Raw genomic sequence first — 14,191 nt, 5'->3', positions numbered from 1 at the left:
CAGGACCATAGGCCGTCTCCCGGTGTCTCGACATGGTGTGCGCCTCTCCCTCTCCCCTCTGCGGGAGAGGGTGGCCCGCGAAGCGGGTCGGGAGAGGGGAGCGCCGGTTCCGAAGAGGTCGACCCCTCTCCCGCCTGCTCCGCAGGCACCCTCCCCCGCGGAGGGGGGGAGGGTTCTTGCCTTCACTCCGCCGCCGCCTGCTCCACGCCCATCCGCGTCCAGATCGCCGCCAGCGCTCCCACCAGATGGTCGATATCGGCGTCCGAATGCAGTGGCGACGGGGTGATGCGCAGGCGCTCCGTCCCGCGCGGCACTGTGGGGTAGTTGATCGGCTGGACGTAGATGCCGAACTCGTCGAGCAGCGTGTCGCTGATCGCCTTGCACAGGACGGGGTCGCCGACCATCACGGGCACGATGTGGCTGTCGTTGGGGAGGTAGGGGATGCCGGCGGCGTCGAGCCGGGTCCGGACCCTGGCGACGCGTTCCTGGTGGCGCTCGCGCTCGCTGCCGCTGGCCTTGAGATGGCGGATGCTCGCCGCCGCGCCAGCGGCCACCGCCGGGGGCAACGAGGTGGTGAAGATGAAGCCCGAGGCGAAGCTGCGGACGAAGTCGCAGAGCTTGGCCGAGCCGGTGATGTAGCCGCCATGCACCGCGAAGGCCTTGCCGAGCGTCCCCTCGATGACGTCGAGGCGGTGGGCGAGGCCCTCCCGCTCGGAGATGCCGCCGCCGCGCGGGCCGTAGAGGCCGACCGCGTGGACCTCGTCCAGATAGGTGAGCGCGCCGTGGGCTTCGGCGACGTCGCAGATCTCGGCGATGGGCGCGATGTCACCGTCCATGGAATAGACCGACTCGAAGGCCACCAGCTTCGGCCGCGCCGGGTCGATCATCCGCAGCTTGCGGTCGAGGTCCTCCGGGTCGTTGTGGCGGAAGATGTGCCGCTCGGCGCGGGAGGCCTTGATGCCTTCGATCATCGAGGCATGGTTCTCGGCATCCGACAGCACGACGCAGCCCGGCAGCTTGCCGGCCAGCGTGCCCAGCGCCGCCCAGTTCGAGACGTAGCCGGAGGTGAAGAGCAGGGCCGCCTCCTTGCGGTGGAGGTCGGCGAGCTCCTGCTCCAGAAGCACGTGGTAATGGTTAGTGCCGGAAATGTTGCGGGTACCGCCGGCCCCGGCGCCGCAGCGGTCGAGCGCCTCGTGCATGGCGTCGAGCACGACAGGGTTCTGGCCCATCCCAAGATAGTCGTTGGAGCACCAGACCGTCACCGGGCGCTCGCCGCCGGGGCTGTGATGAGTGGCGTGGGGGAAGCGGCCGTTCTGGCGCTCGAGATCGGTGAAGACGCGGTAGCGGCCCTCGCGGTGGAGACCGGCCAACTCGTTCCCGAAGAATGTCTCGTAGTTCATGGCGTCCCTTTCCCCAACGAGCGGCGACCTGTCTGAACGAGCGACGCCTTGCCTTGTCCCGGCAGCTTTTTTGACCACCGAGTGCATGAGTGTGTCAACTAAACTTGACGCTTTTGGACGACAATAAATTACCCAGTAGATCGGCGCGGCGTGTTTCCGCCGACCCGTCCGATATGGAAGCGCGCGGTCACACCTTGGATCAGGGAAGGCGGATCGAGGGGATCAGGCACGGTCGCGGGGATGCACCGGCGCTGGTTCGGCGCGCAGGGACGGCCTCTTGCCCGAGGGCAGGCTCCAGCTCCAAAGGGCGGCGGAGGGCAGCGGCAGCATCAGGAACCCGTGTTCCAGGGTGGCGAGCGCCAGCATGGTGGTCAGAATGGTCAGGCCCACGACATCGTGTGGCAGTGCCTGTTCGTCGATGGCGGCCAGCCCGATCGCCAACGTCAGCGCCGTCCCGACGGCGACCGAGACCGGGAACAGCATGTTCATCGGCTTCCTGGTGAGGAAGCACGAGAGGTAGCTGAGATGCTCGGGGAGAAACTCGGTATTGAGGTTGCGCACGCCCAGGAACATGTTGAGCCGGGCCGAGAGGTTCATTCCCCAGAGGGTGAGATAGGTCCACAGGGCGAAACGGTTTGGCTCGCCCCAGATGAGGGCGAGGATGGCCGCTCCCCCGGCGACGATCGCCGCCTCGTGCCACAGGCTCGTGGCCACCGCCGCCCGAAATCGAGCGAGGCCTCGCGTGCCCGGTGCGCATCCGACGGCACGCGGGCCGGACACGAAGCCCATGTAATAGCTCATCTCCTGCCAGCCCCAGACCAGCAGCGCTCCGGTGAAAGCGATATAGGCTCCCGCCTCGCTCGTGTCGCCGGCGCTTCGGGCGATGGCCCAGACGGCGCCGGCCAGCACCAGGGTCGCTCCCGCCATGCTCCAGGCATGGGTGTGCCGGGGTTTGAGGTCGAGAAGCAGGATCAGTCCGGTGGAGAACCACCAGACCACGATCGCGTAGAGCGCGGGGACCGCATAGGCACCCACGCTACCAGACCGGCTCGAGTCGGATCTCGGCCGGCATCGGGTTGTCGATGGTCGGCAGGGCATAGAGCCGGACGAAGTTGACCGCCGAGGCTGCGATCCAGGCACCCTGTTTGAGCCTCCCCACGATCCCGCCCTGCGCCTTGGCGTCGGCGAGCCTGGTCGAACAGACGAGGAGCCGGTCGAGGGCCGCCTTGAACTTCGGATTGTCGAGGTCGAGTGTGAGCGGGAAGGTCTGTTTCGAGATGTCGGAGGTGATCCGGAACACCTTGAAGTCGTAATCGGTCGGATCGACCCCGAGCGCCTTGTGGAAATGCGGCCGGCAATGGTCGCGCACATACATGGTGGCGAAGACGGCGAGCAGGAAGAACTTGATCCAGTAGCGGTTGATGCCGGTAGTCAGCTTCGGGTTGGCGCGCATGAGCAGGGCGAAGGCCTCGCCGTGACGGAACTCGTCGTTGCACCACTTCTCGAACCATTTGAAGATCGGGTGGAAACGTCTTTCCGGGTTGCGTTCCAGTTCGCGGAAGATGGTGATGTAGCGAGCGTAGCCGATCTTCTCGGAGAGATAGGTGGCGTAGAAGATGAACTTCGGCCGGAAGAACGTGTATTTCTTCGATTTGGTCAGAAATCCCAGATCGACGCCGATGCCGAAATCCTTGAGCACGTCGTTGATGAAGCCGGCGTGGCGGGCTTCGTCCCGGCTCATGAAGCCGAACAGTTCGCGGATGTCTGGGTTCTTGGCGCGCTTCCTCATCTCCGCATAGAGCACGCAGCCGGAGAACTCGGCGGTGATCGAGGAGACGAGGAAATCCATGAATTCCTTGCGCAGGTCCGGGTCGAGGCCGGACATGTCGAGGTCGAACTCCTCGTTGCGAGTGAAGTGGCGCTTGTTCGGGTCGGCGCGGAGCTCCGCGATCAGGATGTCCCATTGCTTACGCACGGGCTCGACATCGGTGCGGTCGAGTTCCTCGAAATCGGTGGTGTAGAAGCGGGGTGAAAGGAAGGTCGTCTCCTGGGCGGCCTTTGTGCCCTCGTTCATGGGCAGCTTCGGCGTGACGCCCTTCGGGCCTTGGTGCTGGATCGAGACGTTCACAGGCGCCTCCTCTCTGAGAAGCTGACTTCGTAGAGTTCGGTGAGCTCGAAATGGCCGGCGAATTTGGTCCAGAGCCGCTCCAGGATGCCGGCACGGGTGATCGTGGCGGTGCGGCGGACCACAAGGCGCTCGCCATAGGGAACGGAGGTGGGTGCGTCGTGGACCTGAACCTCGTCTCCCGGTTCGATCTCGAACGTGGCGTCCAGGGTCACGTGGGCGTGGAGGGTCTCGGGGGTCTGCTCGATCTCGACGGTGCAGGGCACCTCGACGATCCGCTGTCCGAACCACGCACTCATCGCACCGCTCCGCTGTCGGCGAGTCTCGTATCTGCGAGGAGCCTGATGAAGGCCGCGAAGTTCGACGGGCCGAAGGCGCCGAGATTGACCACGCGTCCGGTGGACGGGTCGGAGAGTTCGAGACCGCCATCGGCGAAGCGCGTCAGGCGGAAGGGCTGGTCTCGGGTGAGGCCGGCGCGGAGCCTCGCCTGACCGAAGCCCCGAAGGGTGGCACGGACGAAATTGTCCACTCCGGGTTCGACGGTGGCGATGACGGCCCGGTTCTCTGCATCCCTAATGACGATGGCACCGTCGGGGCGGTCTTCCGGCCTCAGATCGACGGTTCGGACAGCTCTGGTCGGCGGCATGTGCGAGAGGCCGATCCCCTCGCTCCGGCCAATGCCCGTCACGACGATGACGAACCCCATCAGCCCGAGCGATCCAATGACCAGCGGTCGCGGAATCCGGGCGGCATCAGCCTTCGCCGTCATCGCGTCTCCTCCCTGCATTCAACTCGCGTTGGCGAGGCGCGGAGGACGTACCTGCCGTTTCCGCGCGACCACGATAGGAGCCGCAGTTTCCTCTGTTGTGTCAAGTGCAGTTGACAGGGCCTGGGCGAGGATTTCGGCTGCCTGCTTTGCCTCCGGCACCGATCGCATCATCGGTTCAGGTCGTAAAAGAGCCCATGGCCGGGCGTGAGGCCAAAGATGAAGGTAGGCGACGCGGTTGCCGGCCCGCAGCCGTAAAGGCAGATCACCACTGCCATCTGTAAAAACCTTGCAGCCGGCGCCCTCGATCAGGGTGAAAGGCAGGTTGAGGGTCATCGGCAGGGCAATACCGAGCCGCATCACCACCCGGCGATTGGTGATCGTGTAGGTGGTCGAGCGGGCGGAGAGCCAGCCGAGCAGGCCGAGCAGGACCAGCGCTCCGCTGCCGACGGCGAGTGTCGGCCCGGCCACCAGCGCGGCCTCGGTGAAGCTGCCTTCGGCGAGGGGCGGGATCGCCGCCCAGAGGGCCAGTCCGACGAACCAGAGGCCGACGAGGCGGATATGCAGGGCCCGGGCGGCGATGCCGAAGCCGCAGGGGCGGCCCTGCCAGAGGATATGCTCACCGGGCGGCAGCGGTGCTGGCAAGCCGGGCGGAGCGTCGAAGGCGTTGGCGGGAACGCCGGGGCGGTGTCTCGCGGCGCGGCTCACAGGAACGGCTCCTGGCGGTCCGCCGTGGCGTAGAGGGTGCCGGCACCGAAATAGGCCATGATCCGCTCCTCTTCGTAGAGGGTCACCGAATCCGGGTCCTTCTGGCCGGGGATGTCCGCAAATTGATGGGCCAGTAGCGCCTCGGTCTTCACGGTGCGGGTGAACCGGCCCGTCCGGCAGAAAGTGTTGGGCATCAGCACCCGGCGCCCGCCCCCGGCGAGCTCGACCTCGACATAGCGGACCATCGACTCTCCGCGATCGATCCAGAGGTCGCTGACGATGCCCGCCACCTTCCGGTCGGCCCCGAACACGGTCATGCCGATCGGGTTGGGACCATCCTCGTGCACAACGAAATGCTCGGCGACGCGTAAGGGGACGATGCGCTTCTCGTCGTCCCAGGTCCGGTCGTGATGGTCGTCGCGGTCGACATAGGAGCCGGGGCCGATCTGGTCGTGAAGCCCGTCGCCATCCGGCTCCATCGGGGCGCCGGGCCAGATCTCGCGCTTGTGGCCGCTATAGTTCCGGGCGGGCTGCATGTCGGTCTGCGGCGCGGTCTTCACCAGGCCGTTCGAGAGCAGGAACTGTTTCGGGCTCGGGATCAGGATCGGGTCCGGCCGCTTCAGGCGTCCGGCCACTTCGTTCTCCAGCGGATAGCCTTCGCGCCGGTCTTCCCGCCGAAGATAGAAGACGAGGCCGGCGAAGAAGATCCAGAATGCGTAGAGCACGACCTGGGCGACGTCGATGTAACCCGTGATTTCACCTCGTTGCATGGTCAGGCTCCTTGACGGGAAACGGGGGTCGGCAGGAGGGCGCGCCCCTGCCTGAGGCGGGCGGTCGGATCGCGGACGAGGGGCCCGATGGCCAGCAGCGTCGCGAAGAGCAGTGCGATCTCGATGTGGTAGACGATGAGGTAGCCCACCGACGGGTCGCTCATCGCCTCGCCCAGCGCCCCTGAGGCCGAAAGGCTGGAGCCGACATCGCGCAGGATGCCGCTCGCCGCGATGGCGATTCCGGCCGCACTGGCCTGGACGGCGCCCCAGGCGCCCAGCGCGAGCCCGGTCTCCTCCGGCCCCGCCTTAGCCATGGAGGCGGTGAGGGTTCCGTGCGCGAACAGACCGCCGCCGAGGCCGATGAGCGTGACGCCGGTGGTGAAGAGCTGGGCCGAGGCGAGGGGCGCGGCGAAGATCACCGCCGAGAAGGCGACGATGCCGACGACGCTGCCGGCCGCCGCGACCCGGAACGGATCGCCGCCCCGGCCGAGCCAACGCGCCGCGAGCAATAGGCCGACCCCGCCTCCGGCCGCGAGCATCGCGGTGAGCGCCGTGGTGGCGGCCACCGGCAGATGCAGGATCTGCCCGCCATAGGGTTCGAGCAGGATGTCCTGCATCGAGAAGGCCGCCGTGCCGAGCCCGGTGGCGACGAGACGCCGTCGCGCCAAGCCGCTGCCGGCATAGGCCGACCAGGATTGCGAGAAGCTCGGGCGCGGCAGGTCCGTCGCCGTGCGTCCGGGCTGTCGCGCCTCCTGCTTCCACAGGGCGATGCCGTTGAGGAGGATCGTCACCAGGGCCGCGCCCTGGATCACCTGGATCAGGCGGATCGCGGAGAAGTTCGCGAGCAGCAGCCCGAAGGCGACCGCGCTCACCACCATGCCGGCCAGCAGCATCGCGCAAAGCAGGGCCACGACCCTCGGCCGCGCATGGGCGGGGGCGAGATCGGTGGCGAGCGCGAGGCCGACGGTCTGGGTGGTGTGGAGGCCGGCCCCCACCATGACGAAGGCGAGCGCCGCCGCCACATGGCCCGGCCAGGCCGGGCCGGTGGTGTCGCCGGACAGGATCAGCAGCGCGAACGGCATGATGGCGAGACCGCCGAACTGCAGCAGGGTGCCGAACCAGATGTAGGGGACGCGGCGCCATCCGAGGACCGAGCGGTGGGTGTCCGAGCGGAACCCCACCAGGGCCCGCAAGGGGGCGAAGACCAGCGGCAGCGACAGCATCACCGCCACGATCCAGGCCGGGACTTCGAGTTCGACGATCATCACCCGGTTCAGCGTGCCGATGAGGAGCACGGCGGCCATCCCCACCGTCACCTGGAACAGCGACAGCCGCAGCAACCGTCCCAGCGGCAGTTCCGGCGTCGCCGCGTCGGCGAAGGGCAGGAACGGCATCAGGCCGGGGCCGAGGCGCGTGAGCAGGCGGGCGGTGAGGTCGGCGGGTTTCATGGCACGGTTCCCCCCTCCCCAGCGATGCGGGGAGGGCTTTTCCGCGCCAACTCCACGGCGTTCGATAGGTAGAACCCGCTATTGACCCGCTGTGTCCGCTCCACAGCGAACCCGGCGAGTGCGGCCTCCCCGCCGATCCGGCGGCGCAGGCCGCCTTCGGTGATCGGCACGATGGCGGGCGCCCGGTCGCCGCGCGGGAAGAGCCGGCCGGCGGCGTGCATCAGGGTGAGGAGCGCCGTGCGCGGGGCCACGGTGAAGACCAGCGATCCGTCGGTCCGCAGGCCGAATTCGGCGAGCGCCCGGACGATGTCGCCGGCGTTGTAATGGATGAGCGAATCCATGGCGACCACGTGGTCGAAGCGCCCTAGCCAGGGACCGAGCATGTCGCCGACGCGGAAGTCGATATGGTGGCCGCCGAGCAGCTCGGCGCTGCGCTCGCGGGCGAGGCCCACCAGCGTCGGCGAGACGTCGATGGCGACCACCTCCGCCCCGCGGCGGGCGGCCTCGACGCTGAGGGCTCCCGTCCCGCAGCCGGCATCGAGAATGCGCCGGCCGGTGAGATCTTCGGGCAGCCAGGAGAGCAGGTTCGCCCGCATGGCGTCCCGCCCGGCCCGCACGGTGGCGCGGATCTTCGAGACCGGGGCGTCGGTGGTGAGGCGCGCCCAGGCCTCCACCGCCGTGCGGTCGAAATAGGTGGTCAGTTGCGAGCGCCGCTCGGCGTAGGTCCCGTTATGCATCGGCCTGCCCCCTCAATCGAACCCGAGGAACTCGAACAGGTCACGGTCCTTCATCGGCATCGCCGAGAGCGGCTTGCCGCCGGCCCAGAGATGGGCCGCGAGCCGCATGTACTCGTCCGTCACCGCGATGAGTTCGGGCGTCGGCTCCATCTCGAACAAGGTCGATTTCTTGAGGCGCGAGCGCCGGACCACGTCGAGGTCGGGGAAATGCGCGATGCGCTCGAGGCCGACGGCGGCGTTGAAACGGTCGATCTCGTCGGTCTTGGCCGAGCGGTTGGCGATGACGCCGCCCAGCCGTACGGGATAGTTCTTCGATTTCGAATGGATCGCGGCCACGATCCGGTTCATGGCGAAGATCGAATCGAAGTCGTTGGCGGTGACGATCAGCGCCTGGTCGGCATGCTGGAGCGGAGAGGCGAAGCCGCCGCAGACTACGTCGCCGAGCACGTCGAAGATGACCACGTCGGTGTCTTCGAGGAGATGATGCTCCTTCAGAAGCTTCACCGTCTGCCCGACCACGTAGCCGCCGCAGCCGGTGCCCGCGGGGGGGCCGCCGGCCTCCACGCACATGACGCCGTTATAGCCCTCGGCCACGAAGTCCTCGATCCGCAATTCTTCGGAATGGAACTGCACCGCCTCCAGGGCATCGATCACCGTGGGGGCGAGGCGCTTGGTCAGAGTGAAGGTCGAATCGTGCTTCGGGTCGCAGCCGATCTGCAGCACGCGTTTCCCGAGCTTCGAGAAGGCCACCGACAGGTTCGACGAGGTGGTGGACTTGCCGATGCCGCCCTTGCCGTAGACGGCGAAGACCTTGGCGGTGCCGATCTTCAGCGCCGGATCGAGTTCGACCTGGAGGCTGCCTTCCTCGCGGCGCGAGGCCACGGGATTACGGATGGCGATGTTCATGCGGCGACCCCTGCGGTGATGCCTTCGAGACGGTCTTCGAGCTCCTCCTCGGCACGGTCGAGCGCGTCGCGCGTGGCCGCGTCGGGAGTCCAGAAGCCGCGCTGATGCGCTTCGATCAGCCGATGCGCGACCTTGGCGGACGCGGTCGGGTTGAGGGCGGCGAGGCGTTCGCGCATCGCCGGATCGAGGAGGTAGGTTTCGGTGATGCGCTGGTAGATCCAGGGCGCGACGGCGTTGGAGGTGGCCGACCAGCCCATGGTGTTGGTGAGATGCGCCTCGATCTGGCGCACGCCCTCGTAGCCGTGGCCGAGCATGCCCTCGGTCCATTTCGGGTTGAGCATGCGGGTCCGGGTCTCCAGGGAGACCTGCTCGGAGAGGGAGCGCACGACGCCCTCCCCCCGCGTCTGGTCGCTGATGAAGATCGGCACGGCCTCGCCCTTGGCGCGGGCCACCGCCCGGCCCATCCCGCCGAGGCCATCAAAGTAATGGTCGACCGAGGTCACGCCGACTTCGACGGAATCGAGGTTCTGGTAGGCGAGATCGACCTTGGCCAGCACGCTGCCCATCAGGGCCCGCTGGGCGGTGGGCCGGCCGTTGCGGCCATAGGCGAAGGACTTGCGCCGCGAGAAGGTCTCGCTGATCTCGTCCTCGTCCTCCCAGCGGCCGGATTCGACGAGGTTGTTGACGTTGGCGCCGTAGGTGCCCTCGGCGTTGGAGAACACCCGCAGGGCTGCCGTCTCCATGTCGATCCCGTGCTCGTCCATGTGGGCGAGGGCATGCTTGCGCACGAAGTTCCACTCCGGTGGTTCGTCGGCGGTGGCTGCGAGATAGGAGGCTTCCGCCAGCAGCTTGGTCTGAAGAGGGAGCAGGTCGCGAAAAATGCCCGACAGGGTCACCACCACGTCGATGCGCGGGCGGCCGAGCTCTTCGAGGGGGATCAGCGTCGCGCCGCACAGGCGGCCATAGCCGTCGAAGCGTGGGCTCGCGCCGATCAGGGCCAGGGCCTGCGCGATGGGGCCGCCCTCGCTCTTGAGGTTGTCGGTGCCCCACAGGACGAGGGCGATGCTCTCGGGCAAGGGCGCACCCTCGTCGCGGTAGCGGGCGAGGATGCGGACGACCTGCCGGGTGCCGTCAGCTACCGCGAAGGCCGAGGGCAGGCGGTAGGGGTCGAAGCCGTGGATGTTGCGCCCCGTCGGCAGCACGGACGGGTTGCGCAGGAGGTCGCCACCGGCAACGGGCGGGATGAAGCGGCCATCGAGCGCCCGCAGCAAGGCCGGAAGCTCGTGGTCTTGCGCCAGCAGCGTGTCGGTCTCGCGCAGGGCGATGAAGGCGGCGCGATGGGCGTCGTCGAGGGGCAGGCCGGAGGCCGTCAGGGCCTTGTCGATCGTGTCGCCGGCCACCAGGGCGGCAATGCCGGCGCGGTCGGGCCGGAGCCCGTTCGAGGCTTCGGCCAGGGCGGTCAGCAGGTCGATCCGCTCTTCAGGGGGCGTGCCCTCCCCGACCACATGCATCCCGTGTGGGATCAGGCTGTGTTCGAGTTCGCTGAGCGCGAGGCCGAGGGCCAGGATACTGCCGGACATGTCCCCGGACCAGGCCGGCTCGGCCGATGTCAGGTCGAGGGCTGAGCCCTGCGCCTGGATCAGCTGGCCGAGTTCGCGCCGCTCGGCTTCCGCCTCTGGCTCCAGCCCGCGCCAGCGCTCGACCGAGGCCTTCAGGTCGATGAGCCCGCGATAGAGGCCCGCCTGAGTGAGGCTCGGCGTCAGGTAGCTCACCATGGTGGCGGCCGAGCGGCGCTTGGCGATCATCCCCTCGGACGGGTTGTTGGCGGCGTAGAGGTAGACATTGGGCAGCGGCCCGATCAGGCGCTCGGGCCAGCAGGAAGCCGACAGGCCGGTCTGCTTGCCGGGCATGAATTCGAGCGCCCCGTGCGTGCCGAAATGCAGCACGGCGTCGGCCCGGAAATCCTCGCGTAGGTAACGGTAGAAGGCGGAGAAGGCGTGGGTCGGGGCAAAGCCGCGCTCGAACAGCAGCCGCATCGGGTCGCCCTCGTAGCCGAAGCCCGGCTGCACGCCGACGAAGACGTTGCCGAATTGCGCGCCCAGCACGAAGATCTGCGAGCCGTTGCTGTTCTGGCGCCCCGGCGCCGGACCCCATTGCGCTTCGATCTCGGAGAGGTGGCGCTCGCGCCGGATATGGTCGTCGGCCGGGATGCGGTGATGGACGTTGGCACTGGTGCCGTAGCGGGCTGCGTTGCCGGCGAGCACGGCGTTGCGCAGGTCGTCGACGCTGTCCGGCACGGCGACGTCGTAACCGTCGGCCTTCAGGCCTTTCAGCGTGTTGTGGAGCGAGTGGTAGACCGAAAGGAACGCCGCCGTGCCGATGCTCCCGGCATTGGGCGGAAAGCCGAACAGGACGATGGCGACCTTCCGCGAGGCCTTTTCCGTCCTGCGCAGCGAGACGAGGCGTTCGACGCGCGCTGCCAGCATGTCCGCCCGTTCCGCATGGACGCTCATGTCGCGGGCATTGGCGCCGGGCGACGCGCTGGAGCGACCGCCGAACACCATCGGCGCGGTGGCGCCGTCGAGTTCGGGAATCGCCACCATCATGGTGGCCTCCACGGGGGAGAGGCCGCGATCGGAGGCCTCCCATTGCTCCACGGTCTGGAATTCGAGGGCGTGGGCAGCGAGATACGGCACGTCGAGGCCGCGCAGGGTCTCCTCGGCGGCCGAGGCGTCGTTATAGGCCGGGCCGCCCACCAGGGAGAATCCCGTCAGCGAGACCAGGGCGTCGATGGCAGGGCGCCCGTTGCTCCGGAAGAAGGCGTCCACCGCCGGGCGGTTGTCGAGGCCACTGGCGAAGGCCGGCACGACACTGAGCCCGCGCGCCTCGAGGGCGGCGATGACGCCATCGTAATGGGCGGTGTTTCCGGCCAGCACGTAGGAGCGCATGACCAGCAGGCCGACGCGGCCCTTCACGGTGCCGGCGGGAGCCGGAACCCGTGTCACGTCCTCGCCGATCCGGCCCTTCATGCGTGGGTGGTAGAGACCGGTCTCGGTATAGCTCATGGGGGCCGGAGCGGCGGCGATCTCGCGCCAGGCCGCGCGCGGCCCGGCGGCGTAGCGGCCGACGAGGAAGCGCACGAGGTTGGCGATGTTCTCGTCCGAGCCCGAGAGCCAGTATTGCAGGGTGAGGAAATAGGCCCTGACATCCTGGGCCGAGCCGGGGATGAAGCGCAGGATCTTGGGCAGGCGGCGGATCATCGCCATCTGGCGGGCGCCGTTGCCCTGGGCGCCGGTCTTGCCGCGCAGCTTCTTCAGGAAATCGAGGGCGCCACGCTTGGTGCCGTCCATGTCGAAGCGGTTGAGGCGCGTCGTCTTCACGATCTCGCTCGCCGACAGGCAGCCGATCATGGCGTCGCAATGCGGGCGGCGGGCGAGCAGCGCCGGATGGATGGCGCGGACATGCTCGTCCATGAACAGCATGGTGGAGACCACGATATCGGCGACCGCGATGTCCTCCTTACAGGACGCGAGCGCTCCCGGATCGGTGTCCCACTCGGCGGCGGCGTGGAAGCCGAGGACGAGCCCCGGCATCTCGTCATGGAGCCGGCGGCGGGCGCGTTCGAGCGCGCTCGCCATGTGATTGTCCATCGTCACGACGACGATGCGGAGGGCCGGACGCTCAGCGCCCGAAATGCGCTTTGGCATCATAGAGCGTCTCGACTGTGATGAGGGGGAGTTCGCGCTCGCGGGCGAACCGTTCGGTATTGGCGCGGGCTTTGCCCCGCACGAAGAACGGGATCTTCCTGAGTTCCTTCTCGGCGTCGGGGGCCCAGATGCTTTGTGCGGAACTGGAACTCCCTCCCCCCTCTGCGGGGGAGGGTGCCTGCGGAGCAGGCGGGAGAGGGGGCGACCTCTCCGGAGATGGCGCTCCCCTCTCCCGACCCTCGCTGACGCGAGGGCCACCCTCCCCCGCAAAGGGGGGAGGGACAGGCTGGTGACCGGGTCCGAGATGGGAGGGCGCGGCGTCGGCGTGGAACTCGTTGTCCTCGCGGAACATGCCGAGCAGATGTTCTTCCAGCCCCATCATCAACGGATGGACCCAGGTATCGAACAGGACGTTGGCGCCCTCGAACCCCATCTGCGGCGAATGCCGGGCGGGGAAATCCTGGACGTGGATCGGGGCCGAGATCACCGCGCAGGGAAGGCCCAGACGCTTGGCGATGTGCCGCTCCATCTGCGTGCCCAGCACCAGTTCGGCGGCGCTGGCCTGGATCGCCGCTTCCACGTCGAGGTAATCGTCGGTGACGAGGGCCTCGATGCCGTGGAGCGCCGCCTCCGCCCGGATCTCGCGGGCGAATTCGCGGGTATAGGTGCCGAGGCCGACGATCTTGAAGCCGAGTTCGGTGGACGCGACGCGGGCCGCGGCGAGGGCATGGGTGGCGTCGCCGAAGACGAAGACGCGCTTGCCCGTAAGGTAGGTCGAATCGACGGAGCGCGAGTACCAGGGCAGCCGCGACGGTGCGCCGTCGAGAACCGGGGCCGGATCGATCCCGGCGAGCGCCGCCACCTCCTCGACGAACCGGATGGTGGCCTGGACGCCGATCGGCACGGTCTCGACCATCGGCTGGCCGAAGGTCTTGTGCAGGTGCTGCCCGGCGGCCCGCGCGATCTCGGGATAGAGCACCACGTTGAAATCGGCCTCGCCGAGGCGGCCGAGATCGGCGGGGGTCGCCCCGAGCGGCGCCACCACGTTCATGTCGATCCCGAGCCGGCCGAGCAGGCTCCTGATCTCGACGAGGTCGTCGCGGTGGCGGAAGCCGAGGGCGGTGGGGCCGAGAATGTTGCAGAGCGGACGCCGCGTCTCGCGCGGCGCGGTGGGTTTCACCGGGACGGCCAGAGTGCGCACCAGCCGGTAGAAGGTCTCCGAGGCGCCCCAATTCTCCTTCTTCTGGTAGGAAGGGAGATCGAGCGGGATGACCGGGATCGGCAGGGCGAGGGCCTTGGCGAGACCGCCCGGATCGTCCTGGATCAGTTCGGCGGTGCAGGACGCGCCAACGATCATCGCCTCCGGCCGGAACCGCTCGTAGGCGGCCTCCACCGCATTCTTGAAGATCGCGGCGGTGTCCGCGCCGAGGTCGCGGGCCTGGAAGGTGGTGTAGGTCACCGGCGGGCGCGCATCGCGCCTCTCGATCATAGTGAAGAGCAGGTCGGCATAGGTGTCGCCCTGGGGCGCATGCAGGACGTAGTGCAGTCCCCGCATGGCGGTGGCGACGCGCATGGCGCCGATATGGGGCGGCCCTTCATAGGTCCAGATCGTGAGCTGCATCGC

At 68.1% G+C, this 14,191-nt stretch carries 12 protein-coding genes; all 12 read right to left on the bottom strand.

Annotated elements, in window-relative coordinates; all coding sequences use genetic code 11:
- Positions 1 to 182 precede the first annotated feature (182 nt).
- Complete coding sequence (gene hemA / locus ASF32_RS06750; protein ID WP_056425295.1) at positions 183 to 1,400, bottom strand: 5-aminolevulinate synthase; 1,218 nt, start codon at positions 1,398 to 1,400, stop codon at positions 183 to 185.
- A 222-nt stretch (positions 1,401 to 1,622) separates the two neighbouring features.
- The gene (gene puhE / locus ASF32_RS06745; RefSeq protein WP_056425292.1) at positions 1,623 to 2,435 is read right to left on the bottom strand and encodes a putative photosynthetic complex assembly protein PuhE; all 813 of its coding nucleotides are present in this window, start codon (positions 2,433 to 2,435) and stop codon (positions 1,623 to 1,625) included.
- Between the two features lies 1 nt (position 2,436).
- Positions 2,437 to 3,474: a magnesium-protoporphyrin IX monomethyl ester (oxidative) cyclase gene (acsF, locus tag ASF32_RS06740; protein WP_156467715.1), complete on the bottom strand. Its 1,038-nt coding sequence runs from the start codon at positions 3,472 to 3,474 to the stop codon at positions 2,437 to 2,439.
- A gap of 50 nt (positions 3,475 to 3,524) precedes the next feature.
- On the bottom strand, positions 3,525 to 3,824 hold the full coding sequence (locus tag ASF32_RS06735; protein WP_056425285.1) for a hypothetical protein: 300 nt from the start codon (positions 3,822 to 3,824) through the stop codon (positions 3,525 to 3,527).
- Complete coding sequence (gene puhC / locus ASF32_RS06730; RefSeq protein ID WP_056425281.1) at positions 3,821 to 4,294, bottom strand: photosynthetic complex assembly protein PuhC; 474 nt, start codon at positions 4,292 to 4,294, stop codon at positions 3,821 to 3,823. The genes ASF32_RS06735 and puhC overlap by 4 nt, the downstream gene beginning before the upstream one ends.
- An 18-nt stretch (positions 4,295 to 4,312) precedes the next feature.
- On the bottom strand, positions 4,313 to 4,999 hold the full coding sequence (gene puhB, locus ASF32_RS06725) for a photosynthetic complex putative assembly protein PuhB (protein ID WP_056425278.1): 687 nt from the start codon (positions 4,997 to 4,999) through the stop codon (positions 4,313 to 4,315).
- Positions 4,996 to 5,769, bottom strand: a complete 774-nt coding sequence (gene puhA, locus ASF32_RS06720; RefSeq protein WP_056425276.1) for a photosynthetic reaction center subunit H — start codon at positions 5,767 to 5,769, stop codon at positions 4,996 to 4,998. Before puhA ends, puhB begins: the two co-directional genes overlap by 4 nt.
- A 2-nt stretch (positions 5,770 to 5,771) precedes the next feature.
- Positions 5,772 to 7,217, bottom strand: coding sequence for a BCD family MFS transporter (locus ASF32_RS06715; RefSeq protein ID WP_056425273.1), 1,446 nt, complete (start codon positions 7,215 to 7,217; stop codon positions 5,772 to 5,774).
- A complete protein-coding gene (bchM, locus tag ASF32_RS06710) occupies positions 7,214 to 7,954 on the bottom strand; it encodes a magnesium protoporphyrin IX methyltransferase (RefSeq protein WP_056425270.1) in 741 nt (246 codons plus the stop codon). The genes ASF32_RS06715 and bchM overlap by 4 nt, the downstream gene beginning before the upstream one ends.
- A 12-nt stretch (positions 7,955 to 7,966) precedes the next feature.
- On the bottom strand, positions 7,967 to 8,860 hold the full coding sequence (gene bchL, locus ASF32_RS06705) for a ferredoxin:protochlorophyllide reductase (ATP-dependent) iron-sulfur ATP-binding protein (RefSeq protein ID WP_018043258.1): 894 nt from the start codon (positions 8,858 to 8,860) through the stop codon (positions 7,967 to 7,969).
- Positions 8,857 to 12,567, bottom strand: a complete 3,711-nt coding sequence (locus ASF32_RS06700; RefSeq protein ID WP_056425490.1) for a magnesium chelatase subunit H — start codon at positions 12,565 to 12,567, stop codon at positions 8,857 to 8,859. The genes bchL and ASF32_RS06700 overlap by 4 nt, the downstream gene beginning before the upstream one ends.
- Positions 12,542 to 14,188, bottom strand: a complete 1,647-nt coding sequence (gene bchB, locus ASF32_RS06695; RefSeq protein WP_056425267.1) for a ferredoxin:protochlorophyllide reductase (ATP-dependent) subunit B — start codon at positions 14,186 to 14,188, stop codon at positions 12,542 to 12,544. The genes ASF32_RS06700 and bchB overlap by 26 nt, the downstream gene beginning before the upstream one ends.
- Between the last annotated feature and the right edge of the window lie 3 nt (positions 14,189 to 14,191).

The organism is Methylobacterium sp. Leaf91 (assembly GCF_001422815.1).
Lineage (GTDB): Bacteria > Pseudomonadota > Alphaproteobacteria > Rhizobiales > Beijerinckiaceae > Methylobacterium.
This window is presented reverse-complemented; position numbering and strand designations above follow the sequence as displayed.